This window comes from Geosporobacter ferrireducens, from assembly GCF_001750685.1.
GTDB lineage: Bacteria > Bacillota > Clostridia > Peptostreptococcales > Thermotaleaceae > Geosporobacter > Geosporobacter ferrireducens.
This window is the reverse complement of record NZ_CP017269.1, coordinates 1995912-2011146: the sequence shown is the minus strand read 5'-3', so window position 1 is coordinate 2011146 and position 15235 is coordinate 1995912. Positions and strand designations below refer to the sequence as shown.

At 35.7% G+C, this 15235-nt stretch carries 12 protein-coding genes; 11 read left to right on the top strand and 1 reads right to left on the bottom strand.

Going from position 1 to position 15235, the window contains the following annotated elements:
• The first annotated feature begins 188 nt into the window (after window positions 1-188).
• The 4 genes from Gferi_RS09680 (at window position 189) to Gferi_RS09665 (ending at window position 3461) form a co-directional block, all read left to right on the top strand.
• Entirely contained in the window at window positions 189-1895 is a 1707-nt protein-coding gene (locus Gferi_RS09680; protein WP_069975924.1) for a methyl-accepting chemotaxis protein, read from the top strand.
• Window positions 1896-2115: 220 nt separating this feature from the next.
• The gene (locus Gferi_RS28655) at window positions 2116-2379 is read left to right on the top strand and encodes a UvrD-helicase domain-containing protein (protein ID WP_069975922.1); all 264 of its coding nucleotides are present in this window, start codon (window positions 2116-2118) and stop codon (window positions 2377-2379) included.
• A 253-nt stretch (window positions 2380-2632) separates the two neighbouring features.
• A complete protein-coding gene (locus Gferi_RS09670; RefSeq protein ID WP_069975920.1) occupies window positions 2633-3157 on the top strand; it encodes a winged helix-turn-helix domain-containing protein in 525 nt (174 codons plus the stop codon).
• A gap of 97 nt (window positions 3158-3254) precedes the next feature.
• Window positions 3255-3461, top strand: a complete 207-nt coding sequence (locus tag Gferi_RS09665; RefSeq protein WP_069975917.1) for a hypothetical protein — start codon at window positions 3255-3257, stop codon at window positions 3459-3461.
• Between the two features lie 77 nt (window positions 3462-3538).
• Here the strand turns inward: Gferi_RS09665 and Gferi_RS09660 are convergent, their stop codons facing one another.
• A complete protein-coding gene (locus Gferi_RS09660) occupies window positions 3539-5134 on the bottom strand; it encodes a PucR family transcriptional regulator (protein ID WP_069975915.1) in 1596 nt (531 codons plus the stop codon).
• Between the two features lie 243 nt (window positions 5135-5377).
• Here Gferi_RS09660 and Gferi_RS09655 point away from each other — a divergent pair, with 243 nt between their 5' ends.
• From Gferi_RS09655 to Gferi_RS09625, 7 genes are all read left to right on the top strand, one after another.
• On the top strand, window positions 5378-7780 hold the full coding sequence (locus Gferi_RS09655) for a pyruvate formate lyase family protein (protein WP_069975913.1): 2403 nt from the start codon (window positions 5378-5380) through the stop codon (window positions 7778-7780).
• A gap of 39 nt (window positions 7781-7819) precedes the next feature.
• Window positions 7820-9115 carry an SLC13 family permease gene (locus tag Gferi_RS09650; RefSeq protein WP_069975911.1) on the top strand — a complete coding sequence of 432 codons (1296 nt, stop codon included), beginning with the start codon at window positions 7820-7822 and terminating at the stop codon, window positions 9113-9115.
• A 335-nt stretch (window positions 9116-9450) separates the two neighbouring features.
• Window positions 9451-10128, top strand: coding sequence for a YczE/YyaS/YitT family protein (locus Gferi_RS09645; protein ID WP_069975910.1), 678 nt, complete (start codon window positions 9451-9453; stop codon window positions 10126-10128).
• 96 nt (window positions 10129-10224) lie between these two features.
• A complete protein-coding gene (locus tag Gferi_RS09640) occupies window positions 10225-11370 on the top strand; it encodes an acyl-CoA dehydrogenase (protein WP_069975908.1) in 1146 nt (381 codons plus the stop codon).
• A 17-nt stretch (window positions 11371-11387) separates the two neighbouring features.
• The gene (locus Gferi_RS09635) at window positions 11388-12176 is read left to right on the top strand and encodes an electron transfer flavoprotein subunit beta/FixA family protein (protein WP_069975905.1); all 789 of its coding nucleotides are present in this window, start codon (window positions 11388-11390) and stop codon (window positions 12174-12176) included.
• Window positions 12177-12198: 22 nt separating this feature from the next.
• On the top strand, window positions 12199-13224 hold the full coding sequence (locus Gferi_RS09630) for an electron transfer flavoprotein subunit alpha/FixB family protein (RefSeq protein ID WP_069975903.1): 1026 nt from the start codon (window positions 12199-12201) through the stop codon (window positions 13222-13224).
• A gap of 628 nt (window positions 13225-13852) precedes the next feature.
• Complete coding sequence (locus Gferi_RS09625) at window positions 13853-15169, top strand: CitMHS family transporter (protein ID WP_069975900.1); 1317 nt, start codon at window positions 13853-13855, stop codon at window positions 15167-15169.
• Window positions 15170-15235 lie beyond the last annotated feature (66 nt).

The following is a 15235-nucleotide window of genomic DNA, read 5'->3' as shown; positions in this document are numbered from 1 at the left end:
GATTCATCAAAAGTAGCAGCATTGCAGTTTGCAAGGGTGGTAAGTGGTATTGTTTTTTATCCTACTATCATTGAAGCTCTGTTGGGTCTTATTAATGAACGTGTAATATCAGGGAATTTTACAACAGAAGCCTTTATATGATTAGCGACAAACATATAGTGCTAAAAATAGAAGGAGAGATCGTGAACATGAAAAAAATAAAATGGAGAAATCTTAAGTTAGGACTTAAATATATGGCTGCATTGTTTACTGCTGTTATGCTATTTGTTGCTGCCACAGGACTAGTATCTACCTACCTATTTCAAAATAGAGAAGCTGTGTCGGTTATTGAGGCTACTGCCGATAGGTCCGTTATGCTAACACATATGATGTCTCTGTTCATTACAAAACAGGCAATTGCTTCTAATTATGTTAATTCTCCACAGAACAGATTAATAGACGAATATGATAAAATAAAAAAAGAGTTTGAAGAGTTAGAAGCTCAAATGATACCTGTACTGGATACGTCAGAATTAAGACTTGATTTTGATATCATTAGCAAAAATAATAAACAAATAGATGATTATTTTAAAAGTGATATCGTTAAAAATATGGAACAAAATAATATAGAAGATGCCATATACGGACAGGTAAAAATAAGTGCGCTTTTAATTCCTACAACCCAGGTTTTTGAGAAGATAAGAGTTGAAGTAGATATGCAGCGGCATAAATCTCTGATGGATACATATAAAAAAATTGATGAATCGATTAAGATTTTAATCATATCAACTGCTCTAGCCACTGTAGTTGGAATTTCAATTGTCCTTTTAATCAGTAGAAGTATTAGTTCTCATCTAAATCAAGTTGTTAAAATGATGAGTAAAATTGCAAAAGGAGAGCTTGATTTAGAAGAAATCTATTATCAAGGGCGGGATGAAATCGGTCAATTGTCATCAGCAATGAATGAGATGTTGCATAGTTTGCGGAATATGATTCAAGAAATTGCTGTATCAGCTACAGATATAGATAATAGAACGGATAGTTTAAGATTAGTTGCCGTTCAGGTAAAACAGGGCAGCGAGCAAATAACTGTAACAATGGAGGAAATGTCAGCAGGTGTTGAGGCACAGGCAAATTCTTCGAATGAAATTGCAAACTCCATTTTTAATTTAGGAAAATTGATTATGAGAGCAAATGAAACTAGGGAAGAGTTAGAAAACTCATCAGAGGACATCATAGGTGTGGTGCAGAATGGAAATGTACAGATGAAAATCTCTGTTAATAATATGATTCATATAAATAGTATTATTGGAGATGCTGTTAAGAAGATAAAACAATTAGATGTTAACTCGAAAAAAATATCTACTTTGGTTCAAGTAATTAATTCAATTGCTGAACAAACAAATCTTTTGGCCCTGAATGCAGCTATAGAGGCAGCAAGAGCAGGCGAAGCGGGAAAAGGTTTTGCGGTTGTTTCGGAGGAAATAAGAAAGCTTGCGGAACAAGTTGGAGGTTCTGTAAAGGAAATAACGAATATTGTTTTAGGTATTCAAAGTGAATCAAAGTTAATGGCAGAATCACTGGAGAAAGGATATGGGGAGATAGAAAATGGAACTTATCAGATTAAAACTACCGGGGAAATCTTTGAAAGAATTAACAATGAAGTTATCACAATGACTGAAAAAATAAAACAAATATCTGAAAATTTAAATGAAATATCTGAAAATGGAAATGCTGTTAACGCTGAGATAGAGCAAATTACAGCTATTTCTGAAGAAAATTCTGCAGGCATTGAAGAGACTGTTGCTTCCATACAGCAGCAAAATAGTTCGATTGAAATGATTGAACAAAATACCTATTCATTACTGAATGCATCAAAAATACTAAAAGAAATAGTAAGTCAATTTCAATTGTAGCTTGGATTCATCGAGAACGCATAGTAATAAATATAAAAATAACATAAGAGATTTAATAAAAGCTCAAACTAGAGAGAAGCCAGTGCTGTTAAGCACCGGTTTTTTCTATTATATAACTTTAAAGGAACGTTTGTTCTGATAAAATGTATGATTTTATTGTCAGGATGGACAAAATCCTATAAGATAGATAAGAGAGCAAAGCGTAGAAAGGAGTCTATCCATGAATTTAGATCATTTAAATGATAAACAGAGAGAAGCAGTGCTGAAAACAGAAGGTCCGTTACTGATTCTAGCAGGTGCAGGATCGGGTTATCGTGACTTTTTTGTAAAAAAATACTTTACCCTTGAAAACGAGATATATAAACGAATTACGAAGACAACATATAAGGAATGCTACCTCATATGTTGTTTTTTAATTTGCATATTTTCAACGGGTCTAGATGATGCGAATAATATCATGACAAATAGACCTCATAAGTATTAAAATTGAGCGAATCAACGAATGAGATGATATTATTATATGAGGTGTTACCTCATATACAATAAAGGATTAAATAAGGAAATTAAAACAGATATGACAAGATAACGATTTTATTTGTTTTTGGTAGAATAGAAACCAAGCACAGCGGAAGTTAAAAATCCCTGTAAAAAATGGAAAAACTCCATTGCAAGCACCCCGGAAAAATACTATCCTTTTTAGTGACCAAACTGAAAAGGAGCATAAGGAGATGCTAACAATGGAGCAAATATATCGTATCAGAAATCTGAAGAAATTTGAAGGGAAAAGTTTAAGAAAGATAGCAGATATTACAGGTCATGACTTTGAAACAGTAAAGAAGTATGTTCAAAAGGCCAATTTTAATGTAGAAGTCCGCCCTAAGCAAGTCAGAACAGGAAAACTGTCCCCCTATAGAGACTTAGTAGTCAAGTGGTTGACTGACGATGAGAAGGCACCCCATAAGCAACGGCATACTGCCAAAAGAGTATATGATAGGCTGCGTGAGATCTATCCCGATGAATTCGATGTCTCAGAAAGGTCAGTAAGAAGCTTTGTAGCAAAGCTTAAGAAGGAACTGAAGATGGATACCAATGGCTCACTTCCACTTGCACATCCTCCAGGAGAAGCTCAAGTAGATTTTAGCAAAGCAAGATTTATCGAGAATGGAATTACATATGATGGTCATTATCTAAACATATCCTACCCACACAGCAATGGTGGACATACACAGCTATTCAAAAGCGAAAATCAAGTTTGCCGGTAATGGATATATCTCTTCCGGATACAGTTCCGGAACTTAATAGATTCACTCCAGATATTAACATCTATGATGAATTGATCACTTCCGGAGGATTAGGACTATGAACTCGGATGCCTTAATTAAACACTACTGCAAAGAACTTCGGTTTGGCAGAAACCTCTATGAGAACTATTCAAAAATTCAGGCTATGGATTATGCAGACTTTCTGGCACAGCTATTAAAGCTTGAACTGGAGAATAGAGAACTGACACGTAAGAATCGAAACTTAAAAGCTGCTGGTTTTGATGTTGAGGAAGAACCAATTTGAAAACGTGATGGATAAAAAGCGATTAATAATCGTAAGTACAGCGGAGTATAGATCTCTTTTGCGGTTATTTATTAAAGTTACAATTGTAACTTTGAATTCATATAGTTCTCATGATAATGCACAATAAGGCAAGATAGGATCAGTCGTGATTGAAAATACCCATCATCTAGTGGAATCATGATAATATTATTTATTTTATTTAGCTTATTGATAACTGTATTGCGATGCATATACATAACTTTAGCAGTTTTACTAATGCTTTTTCCATTAACTAGATAATGGAATAAGACGTCTCTAAGATTAGTATGATGCTTCTGATCATAACGATAGAGAGCAATAACAGAAGGGTGAATTAGGTAACCTAGATCATCATGGTGATGTTGCCGGATAAAGCTTTGTGCACATAAATTAATTATATAGTAAAAGCTATACTCCTCATATGAAAAGATTCGGTTTGATAGCTTATAATGTCCTAATGAATAAGATAAGTCAATTGTATCAGAGGCAATCAAATATAGAGTCCGTAGCATAGAATGATTTCTGGAAGCATTGCTAATGCCAGCATGTGCATTATAACGGATTAGTAAAGCATTAAACTGTTCATAGTCAAATTCTAATTTGCTAAAGGTACGTTCATTCTGTGAATACATAAGGATGATGTCATTTCGATAAACCGTAATATTTACTCTGATAAAGATTTTCTCTAATTCGCTGATAATATGTGGATATGGTATGTTTTCCTTATTCTGCGAAGGGTCAAATCGGATGACAATACAGCTTAGGAATGAATTCAGTGAATAAGGAAGCAGTTTTAGGCGAAGATCAAACTCAGTTGATTTGTGAAGATTGCCTTCCACTACATCACTAAAAAATGTAGCACATGCAGCATCTCGTTCTACCATGTTCATTTGTAAATCCACGACTAAACTTTTTATGATTTTAGAGAAATCCAAAATATAATAATATAAATCTAAAGAAGAATTATATGAAGTGGAAATAAAGAGTATAACCGCAATGACAATATCATTATAAACCATTTTGTAGAAATGATGATAATGTCCAGTATCTGGTGAATAATACAGCTTGTAATTATTATCTTCGAGATTAGTTTCAAATAATTCTTCTAATCTCTCAGTAGGCTGAAATGAAAAGCTTCCATTTTTAAACATCTCATCAGAATAATCATCTAAATGGTCTTCCCTGTCACTACCACATAGGACACGATAATCATGATCTAAAATGAAAATCAATGAATTAATCATGGAAGTTGCCAATTCAACTATCTGGGATAATGTTTTCCTATCACATATGGCCTGCATTAAAGAATAGCACCAGTACTTATAATCCTCAATAATGAAATTCAGACAATTATATAAATCAATTAGCTCTAAATCAGTCTGGATGATATTGTGCTGATGATATAAATCAAAGTCTACACAGTCTTTTTTTTGATAGGGTGAAATAGCTAAAAAAATCGTAATTGGGTGTGCAGTAGATGTAGTTTGTAATAATCTCAATGATGTAGTCCTATCAGAAATATAGAAATGATTCTTTGGGAGAGAAGATTGATTTTTTAGCAGTATGATACTTAGAATTTCCTCTAAATCGGTAAAGCCGATATTTTTTTTTATGATATGATTACCTAATTTATGTAGAATAAAGGAAATATTCAATGATCATCAAGCTCCTTTAGTTAATTAGTACAAACTTAATAATATATCTATTGTATAAGAAACGATAAGAATATTCAATGAATTATGCAAAACTTGTGCATTGTATCTATCAGGTCAGTAAAAAAATGTGCACTTAGTACACAAATAGCTGTAAACACAGATGTTTGTTGTTTTCCAGCAGGTTCGATGGTAAGATGATTTCTAAGAAAAAGAAAATCAATAAAAGAAATGGAGAGTGCTTTTATGAATGATCGAGTCAAGAGAATGAAGGATCGTCTAAGAATTAATAGATATCCATTATGTATTGAAAAGTTCCGTATTGCAAATGAAACTTTGGAAGTAACAGAAGGTATGCCCCAAATAATAAGACGCGCAAAAATTCATGCAAATGTTTTAGAGAACATCACTATTTTTATTGAGGAAGATGATCTAATTGCAGGGGCTGGTGCGAGTAAGCCCTTTGGATTAGAAATAGATTATGAATATGGAATATGGACACCAGACGAAGTAGAAGCCTTAAAGAGCGAGGTTTATACAATTGATCCAGAGGATGAAAAAGAGCTGTATGAACTAAATGATAAATTTAGTGGAAGCAGTTTAAATAGTAATCTGGTTAAAGCTATGGGAGAAATACTAGGGGAAGATGAGCGATTATGGCCTTTTATGAAATCTAGTGTAGTCTTGCCACCTTGGAAAGATAAAGAAGGTGGTTCGGGTGGTGGTTTTGCCCAATCTGGCATGGGGCTTGGACCTGGATTTTTTCTCGTAGTAATCGATTTTGAGAAAATATTGACTAAAGGAGCAAGAGCTATTATTGAAGAATGCAGACAAGAGCTTAAAAATCTAAGGTATTTTAAAAGAGATTCCATAGAGAAAAAGCATTTTTTGGAAGCTGTTATTATTGTATATGAAGCTTGGATTCGTTTTGCAAATCGGTACGCAGAACTTGCAGAAAAGCTTGCAAAAGAGGAGAACGATTTCCTAAGAAAGAATGAGCTACTTAATATAGCAAAAATCTGTAGAAAAGTTCCTGAATATCCTGCAGAGAGTTTTAAAGAAGCCATTCAATCTTTTTGGTTTACATTCCTATTAGCCTGCCCTTCACCAACTGCAGCAGCTGGAAGGTTTGATCAATATATGTATCCTTATTATAGAAAGGACATAGATGAAGGTAAGATCACCGATGAAGAAGTAATAGAGCTCATTGAACTTCTTCGTATTAAAGAAATGAAAATGAATCGTGTATCTGGAAAAGCAAACCGAAAGAAAAATGCAGGTATGGCAAAATGGCACAATTGGACATTAGGCGGTGTTAAAGCAGATGGCAGTGATGCCGCAAATGAACTGACTAGCTTAGTGATGAAGTCAGCGCTAGATACACAATTACCCCATTTTACTTGTACCTTGCGCGTACATAAAGATACCAGTCTTGATTTGATTGTTGAAGGATTAAAAGTAGTTCGTACGGGACTTGGAATGCCAGCATTTGTTGGAGATGAGAGTTATATCAAGTTTTTTGAAAAACATGGCTGTGCAACAGAGGATGCGAGAGATTATGCAATGACAGGATGCCTCGATGGCAACATACCAGCTTTGACAAGGACCCAGACAGCAATTATGTTTATTGTTGCAGAAGCTTTCGATATTTTTATGCACAATGGCTATTGTCCATTTTCAAAGGAAATGGTGGGTATTGAGACAGGCACAGTTACTGAGTTTAAAACTTTTGAAGAATATGAAAAAGCATTCTATAAGCAAATGGATTATCTGCTCCATTTGGCTGCAGAACGATGTAATGTAGAAATGATTTCTCAAAGAGCCCTTTTCCCAGATCCATTCAGATCATCTCTTATGAAGGATGGTATCAAATTAGGAAAAGACATGCTAAATCGTACCTTTGACTTTGATAATGCGGCATGCCTTGTTGCAGTAGGAGTTATTAATGTTGCTGATTCCATGGCAGCAGTTAAAGATTTGGTATTTGATAAAAAGAAATATACAATGTCCCAATTAATGGAAGCTTTAGAAGCAGACTGGATAGGTTATGAGCAGATGCATAAAGATTTTCTCCGTGTACCTAAATATGGTAATAATGAGGCCTTGCCGGATCTGATTGCAAGTAATATTTATCAGCAATATGCAAAATTATTGTCTACCATTGAACATGCATATGGAGGTTATGTTGTTCCAACCGCAATTTCGATTACTGCCCATCAGCCAGGTGGATTAGCCGTAGGAGCATTGCCGGACGGAAGAAAGGCTAAGACGATTCTTGCGGATGGAAGTATGTCGCCGATGCAAGGAAGGGACATGAATGGACCATTGGCTGTACTTCATAGTGCTATGAAGATTAATCAGGATGAATATCAAGCTACATTGTTGAATATGAAATTTCATCCTACTGCACTGCAAAGAGACGAAGATTTATACAAGCTAGCTTCTGTGATGAAGACATATTTTACAAATGGGGGGAAACACATCCAGTTCAATGTTATAGATCAAGAAACGCTCATTGAGGCACAAAAAAATCCAGATGACTATAGAGACGTAGTAGTTCGTGTAGCGGGCTATAGTGCATACTTTACAGCACTTACAAAGGAGGTGCAAGATGAAGTAATTAATCGTACAGGATTTAAAAATATATAAAAGTAGGGATAAGGAATTATAAAAATGGGGGGTTGTTTTATGGTACTGTGGATATGTTTGATAGCAATCGTTGTTTCTATTGTATTAGGTTGGAAGTTTAAATTTAATACAGGCATTCTTGCAATGGGATTTGCTTTTGTCATTGGCGTTTTCGCGATGGGTTTAAAGGTACCGCAAATTATTGCTTTCTGGCCAACAAATATCGTCTTCTTCTTAATTGCAATCTCGCTTTTTTTCACTTATGCTACTGATAATGGAACAATGGAATTAGTAGGGAAAAAGCTACTGTATGCAATGAATGGGAATGCTAAACTAATCCCTTGGGTAATTGCTTTAGTAAGCGCTGTGGTGGCATTTTGGGGAGCAGGTGCTTCTACACCGGCTATTGTGGGTCCACTAGCGTTTGCAATGGGACTTTCTGCAGGAATTCATCCAATTCTCCTTGCAGTTACGATCGGATCTGCTACCTTAATTGGTGGGGATAATCCTATCAATGGTTTTGGAGGCGTCATTTCTAAAAACTTAATTGAGGCAGCAGGTTATGGAGACAGTGCTTTTCAAATGGCATTAAATGTATGGGCCACAAGTGTTTTAAATCGAGTTTTAATAATAGCAATTGCATATGTGTTTTTTAAAGGATATAAGGCCAAAAAAGTAGCAGTGGAAAAACCAGAGCCATTTAATACGATACAAATGAAAACAATGATATTAATTAGTATAGCATTTTTACTTATGATTGTGCCTACCATTTTAAATACTTGGGTGAAAGGAAATACTTTGATATCTCAACTGGCTACATTTGCACAGCCACAATCGGTTATGATTATTGCAGCCATCTTAGCAGTAGTATTAAAGATTGGTGATGAAAAGCAAGTCATTAAAAAATTACCGATGAATCCTATCTTGATGATTGCTGGAGTTGCAATGTTATTAAGCGTAGCAAGAGAGGCTGGGTTAATTGATGCAATTTCTAGTATGTTGACAAATAGTGTACCTACATTTATGGTACCAGCAATGCTAGTACTATTCGCTTCATTCCTGAGTTTTTTCTCAAGCGGAACATCAGTAGTATGCCCATTAATGTATCCATTAGTACCCCTATTGGCTGAATCATTGAGCTTAAATCCGGTTATGATGTTTTCTTGCATCTTCATTGGAGCTATGGCTTCTGCCCTTTCTCCATTCTCGACAGGTGGAGCAATGGTAATTGCAGGATGTCCCGATGCCAAAGTTAAAGAACAATTAACAAATTGGATGATTCCAGTATCTATAGCTATACCTATACTATGTGCTATCTTAGCAACAATGGGTATGTTTGGTATCTTGACAATATGAGTTGATATTCAAAAACTAAGTTATTTTAGGACAAGAGGTTGGTTGATACCGACCTCTTGTTACATTTTGACGATGCTACCAACAGTCTTTTTAGAGGCGTACTACGTAGAAAATCTGTGACGTTAAACTCATATTAATATCGGGGCAATATAGTAAATGTAAATGTATTATGTTTGCGACATTCCAATGAATTAACTGATAAAGGAGTTGCAGTACAGCAACAAAAACAGAGTATGGAGACAGAAATATAAGCTTTATCAACAATCTAAAACTTGGCATCAAACTTGCAAATAGCTACAATGGAGAGTTGCTGAAGGGAGGTGAATTGAGGAAAAATGATATCTAAAATGAAAATGATCACTGTCTATATTATTGGTTTATTCTTTTATTCTTTAGGTGTTTGTATGATGACAAAGGCAATGTTAGGAATATCCCCTATCACTAGCGTTGCATATGTGTTTACTATGATAACAATGGCAAGCCTTGGTACTTGTATGTTCGTATTAAATATAATATTAGTTGCCCTTCAGGTCTTCTGGATGGGAAAAGAGTTTGATAAAAAACAATTGTTACAGATTGCTGTAAGTTTAATATTCAGTATATTTATTGATACATTAATGCCTTGGTTTTCTAGTGTAAATCCTTCGATTTTTTTATGGAAAATGGCTTTGCTCTTAGGATCCTGTGGTGTTATGGCCTTTGGAATAAGTTTGATAGTAATAGCAGATATAGTTATGCTTCCTGGAGATGGAGTAGCGAAAACCATTGCATATAAACTAAAAAAGGAGTTTGGAACTGCAAAAGTAATAAACGATTGTACAATGGTAACGATAACGGTACTTATATCATTGTTATTTCTCAGAAGAATTGAGGGTGTGCAAATAGGGACAGTACTGGCAGCAATATTTTTGGGCAATATAGCAAAAGTTTACATGAAATATTTAAGAAGACCACTGGAAAAATTCATGGGAATAGACGCTGAACTTTACGGTATTCAGGGTAATGAAAGTTAAAAATAGAGATAAAACAGTAGGTTTGATCAGTAAAAAAGAAAAGCTTACGTTCTCACATGTTAATTAATTAACTAACTATAAAAGGAGGCATACGAAATGCAATTTGCATTAACACCTGAGCAAAAGATGATTCAAAAAGTTGCACGTGAATTTGCAGAGAAAGAAATTGAGCCCTATGCGGCGGAGATCGATGAAACCGGTGAATATCCCATGGAGATACTAGAAAAACTGGGTAAGCTTGGTTTTATGGGTTTAGCCTATCCAAAGGAGTATGGAGGCTCTGGGGCAGGTTATGTAGCTTATGCCCTGGTAGCAGAAGAAGTAGCGAAAGCCTGTGCATCAACAGCCATGACTTTGGGAGGAAATGCTTCCTTAGCAAGCTTACCCATATACGCCTTTGGAACAAAGGCACAAAAAGAAAAATATTTAGTTCCAATGGTTAAGGGAGAAACAATAGGAGCCTTTGCCTTAACTGAAGCAAATGCAGGTTCTGATGCTGGAAATCAACAAACAACAGCGGTGCTGGAGGGTGATGAGTATGTACTAAATGGTTCTAAGATGTTTATAAGTAGTGCAGGAATCGCTCATACCTATGTTGTAACAGCTGTTACAGGGATAGTTGCAGAAAAAGGAAAAAAAATTATAAGTGCTTTTATTGTAGAAGATGGAACACAAGGATTTACCTTTGGTAAAAAGGAAAACAAAATGGGAATGCATGGTTCCTATACAAGAGAATTGATATTTGAAGACTGCCGTATACCGAAGGAAAACCTTCTAGGAAAAGAAGGAGATGGGTTTAAAATCGCAATGACATCATTAGATAGTGGTCGTATTGGGGTAGGTGCACTTTCCTTAGGAATAGCCCAGGCCGCCTTAGAAGAAGCCATAAAATATTCTAAGAGCCGTATACAATTTGGAAAACCAATTGCAAAACAGCAAATGGTTCAGGTGATGATCGCAGATATGGCAACTGAAATAGATTGTGCCAGAATGCTAGTACATAGAGCAGCATGGTTAAAGGATAATGGAATGCCATTTACCAAAGAAGGAGCAATGGCAAAACTGTATGCTTCAGAAACAGCAATGAGATGTGCATCGAGGGCTGTGCAGATTCATGGAGGATATGGTTATATGAGGGAATACAAAGTAGAGCGATTGTTTAGAGATGCTAAGATCTGTGAAATTTTTGAAGGTACATCAGAAGTTCAAAGAATTGTTATAGCTGGACAAGTTCTGAAATAATAGGAAGGAGATATGTTATGAAAATAATTGTTTGCATGAAACAAGTGCCAGATACCAATGATATAAAAATTGACCCCAAAACAGGAACAATGATAAGAGATGGGGTACCAAGCATCATCAACCCAGATGATAGAAATGGATTGGAAGAAGCTTTAGCCCTAAAAGATAAGCTGGGGGGAAGTGTTACCGTAATATCCATGGGACCTCCTCAGGCTGAAATTGCTCTCAAAGAAGCTTTAGCTATGGGAGCAGATGAGGCCATCCTTTTATCCGATAGAGTATTTAGTGGTGCGGATTCATGGGCTACTTCTTTAACCTTAGCCCTTGCTGTCAAAAAAATAGAAAACTATGATTTGATAATTTGTGGACGTCAGGCCATAGATGGAGATACAGCCCAGGTAGGACCTGAATTAGCAGAACACTTAGACCTGCCTCAGGTGAGTTATGTAAGAAAAGTAGTATCCGTTGATGCAGATAAAATCGTAGTAGAAAGAGCTTTAGAAGATGGTTATGAAGTAATTGAATGCCAAATGCCAGCCATATTAACAGCAGTTAAGGAATTAAATATTCCAAGATATCCGTCAATGGGAGGAATCGTGGAGGCATTTAGAAATAAATCAATAACTGTTTGGAATAATGAGGCGATCGGTGGCATTCCCCAAGAACTTGGTTTGAAGGGCTCTCCCACCAAGGTAAAAAGATCCTTTACACCATCGCTTAAAGGGGCTGGAAAAATGTTGGAAGGTACACCCAAAGAGGTTGTGAAGGTGTTAGTGCAAGAGCTTAAAGAAAAGCAGGCGATATAGAAGAATGGAGGGACTAGGACAAATGGATAATGAAAAAGTTGGAGTTTCGATACAGGATGCCAAAGGCGTATGGGTTTTTGCGGAACAAAGAGAAGGAAAGGTCATGAATATAGCCTTTGAACTATTGGGTGAAGGTTCAAAGCTTGCAAAAGATTTAGGAGTAGAGTTATCGGCTGTTTTAATGGGCGACAATGTAGATGGAAATATTAAAGATTTATTTGCCTATGGTGCAGATAAGGTTTATTTTGTAGAGAATGCAGAGCTAAAAGACTATAGAACAGAACCTTATACAGAAATGATGAATCAACTTATAAAAGAATATAAACCTCAAATTGTATTAATAGGAGCAACAAATATAGGGAGAGACCTAGCACCTAGGGTAGCTGGACGGGTAAGAACTGGTTTAACTGCCGACTGTACTCAATTGACTATAGATCCAGAGACGACGAATCTTCTACAAACAAGACCGGCATTTGGCGGAAACTTGATGGCAACGATTATATGTCCAGAGTCAAGGCCTCAGATGGCCACAGTAAGATCTGGGGTAATGAAAAAAAAAGAGCCGGACTACAATAGAACAGGGGAGGTAATTACTGCTTCATATGATAAAAGCACAAAAGTTAGGACAGTAGTAAAGGAAATTGTAAAGGAAGCGGGTAGAGCTGTTAATTTGGAAGAAGCGAAGATAATCATATCGGGAGGAAGAGGATTAGGCGGACCAGAGGGATTTGAAATATTGGAAAAAGCAGCAGAGGTTTTAGGTGGGGTAGTTGCTGCATCAAGAGCAGCAGTGGATTCAGGCTGGATATCTGCTAAACATCAGGTAGGGCAAACAGGAAAGACTGTTCATGCTAAAATATATATTGCATGTGGGATTTCAGGTGCTATTCAACATTTAGCAGGTATGCAAAATTCAGAATTGGTGATTGCAATAAACAAGAATCCAGCAGCACCAATAATGCAAATAGCAGATTATGGAATTGTAGGAGATTATAAAAATATATTACCTTTGTTAATTGAAGAAATTAAGTATGTTAACAGCTTATAATTTATATCTAGTATGCTAGCTCTTGTAAATATTTTTATGTCATGCATTCTCATTAATGTCAGGAAATAGGGAAATAGATTCTGAAGAATCTATTTCCCTATTTTTCTATTATATAAAAATAGGGGTTGTAGAGGATGAAATTCCCTGTCGCCTTTTTATATTTAAGTGAATTAATTATAGAATAACTAAATCAGGAAAGAAGTTTCAATTGAAAGACAATTTTGTCAAATGTTACTTTAATGAGTTGCAGGAATGCAACATAAATAAGTTGATAGATAAAAATGACTAACAGTAAAAATATGCCTGAAATCATAGGATCTGCATGAAGAGCTGTGTATAAAAGTATATAAACCTTGTTGATTTTAGTTGGCATATTAATTGCATTTATAAAGATAAAGTAATTTTGCTATATAGGACTACACTTGATCGGTTTTCATGGTTCTATGAGTAGTACTTACAAGTAGCTTATGGGGAAGTAATGATTAGATGAAAGGGGGATAAAGGGTGAAACACAGTTGCATAATTTCCAAGTAACTGACTTGAATCTATTTGTAAGAAGCTTTAGAAAATGAAATTTAATAGTGTGTATACCTAAAGCAACTAAAGATTATATGAAGGAGGTAGGTTTATGGTAACAGTAGTGGGTTTTATATTGCTATTAGCTGTGGTTATGGTACTAATTAAGGGTAGAGTTGCATTGCCAATCGTGTTTGTACTTTTTCCGGTAATTGCAGCGGTGATACTTGGTTTTCCTATGAGCGAAATAACAGGTTTTGTAGGAAAAGGACTTTCATCGGTTTTAAATGTTGCAGCTCTTTTTACTTTTTCGGTTACCTACTTTAGTATGATGAATGACGTGGGAATGTTTGATGTAATTGTTAAGAAAGTCATGCGGTATATGGGAAATAAAGTGGCATTAGCTCTTTTACTTGCTGCATTTGTAGCTACTATTTCACATCTTGACGGTTCAGGGGCTACAACAATGCTTGTAACAATTCCTACAATGCTTCCTATTTTTAGAAAAATGAAAATAAGACCGGAAGCATTACTCCTCTTTGCTTCTGCTGCCTCTGGTATTATGAACCTTTTGCCATGGTGTTCCTCTGTAATGCGTCTAAGCTCATCGACAGCACTGGATCCTCAGTTACTATGGAGAACAGTTTTTCCCCTTCAAGTTGTTGGACTTATCCTTGTATATGCTATGACAATTCCTATTGCAAAAATGGAGAGGAAAAACGGCGCAGGAATGAGCGATGAAGAATTTGAGATGCTTAAAACAGACATTGTAGGAGATGGGGGCGCAGCTTCTTTAGCAGGAGTTCAAGTAAATCAAAAACTTATTGCATTTAATATGCTTTTAACACTGGGGCTTATTGTTGTGTTACTTACAGGATTAATAAATGCTAATTTAGGATTTATGATGGCATTTGCTATTGGACTCTTTGTAAACTATCGGGATGTAAAAGTTCAAAATGGAAAAATAAAAGAGTTTGGCGGAAATGCAATGAATATGGTTATGGTAATTTTTGCAATTGGTGTGTTTTTAGGTATCATGCAAAATACAGGTATGATTGAAGGAATGGCCAATACAATTCTTGCATTTATTCCAGAGTCTTTAGGAGGAAGTTTAATATTTATTATAGCAATTTTCTCAGTACCCCTTTCAGTAATAATAGGAAGTGATGCAGTTTACTTAGTTCTAGCACCTATACTTATTAGTATAGCAGCTCAGTTTGGTGGTACGGCTATGAGTGTAGGTACTTCACTTTTGATTGGAGGAAGTATCTCAGCCAATATAACGCTTATCGGGCCAACGCCTTATCTTGCACTTGGACTAGCAAACGTTTCCATGGGGGATCATTTGAGATATTCATTTAAATGGATTTGGGGAATTGGAGTTATTCTTGCAATAATCGGAGGTTTTATTGGAATTATTCCATTTTAAGTGAGGTAGGTTTTAAAAAGTCATGTTCTTTTGCTGACTGACATTGTTAAAATCATCAATACCAGT

Excerpts from the sequence above, each read along its gene's own strand:
- Gferi_RS09665 (WP_069975917.1), top strand. The coding sequence starts at position 3,255 with ATGAACTCGGATGCCTTAATTAAACACTACTGCAAAGAACTTCGGTTT.
- Gferi_RS09640 (WP_069975908.1), top strand. The coding sequence starts at position 10,225 with ATGCAATTTGCATTAACACCTGAGCAAAAGATGATTCAAAAAGTTGCA.
- Gferi_RS09650 (WP_069975911.1), top strand. The coding sequence starts at position 7,820 with ATGGTACTGTGGATATGTTTGATAGCAATCGTTGTTTCTATTGTATTA.
- Gferi_RS09625 (WP_069975900.1), top strand. The coding sequence starts at position 13,853 with ATGGTAACAGTAGTGGGTTTTATATTGCTATTAGCTGTGGTTATGGTA.
- Gferi_RS09635 (WP_069975905.1), top strand. The coding sequence starts at position 11,388 with ATGAAAATAATTGTTTGCATGAAACAAGTGCCAGATACCAATGATATA.
- Gferi_RS09630 (WP_069975903.1), top strand. The coding sequence starts at position 12,199 with ATGGATAATGAAAAAGTTGGAGTTTCGATACAGGATGCCAAAGGCGTA.
- Gferi_RS09655 (WP_069975913.1), top strand. The coding sequence starts at position 5,378 with ATGAATGATCGAGTCAAGAGAATGAAGGATCGTCTAAGAATTAATAGA.
- Gferi_RS28655 (WP_069975922.1), top strand. The coding sequence starts at position 2,116 with ATGAATTTAGATCATTTAAATGATAAACAGAGAGAAGCAGTGCTGAAA.
- Gferi_RS09680 (WP_069975924.1), top strand. The coding sequence starts at position 189 with ATGAAAAAAATAAAATGGAGAAATCTTAAGTTAGGACTTAAATATATG.
- Gferi_RS09645 (WP_069975910.1), top strand. The coding sequence starts at position 9,451 with ATGATATCTAAAATGAAAATGATCACTGTCTATATTATTGGTTTATTC.
- Gferi_RS09670 (WP_069975920.1), top strand. The coding sequence starts at position 2,633 with ATGGAGCAAATATATCGTATCAGAAATCTGAAGAAATTTGAAGGGAAA.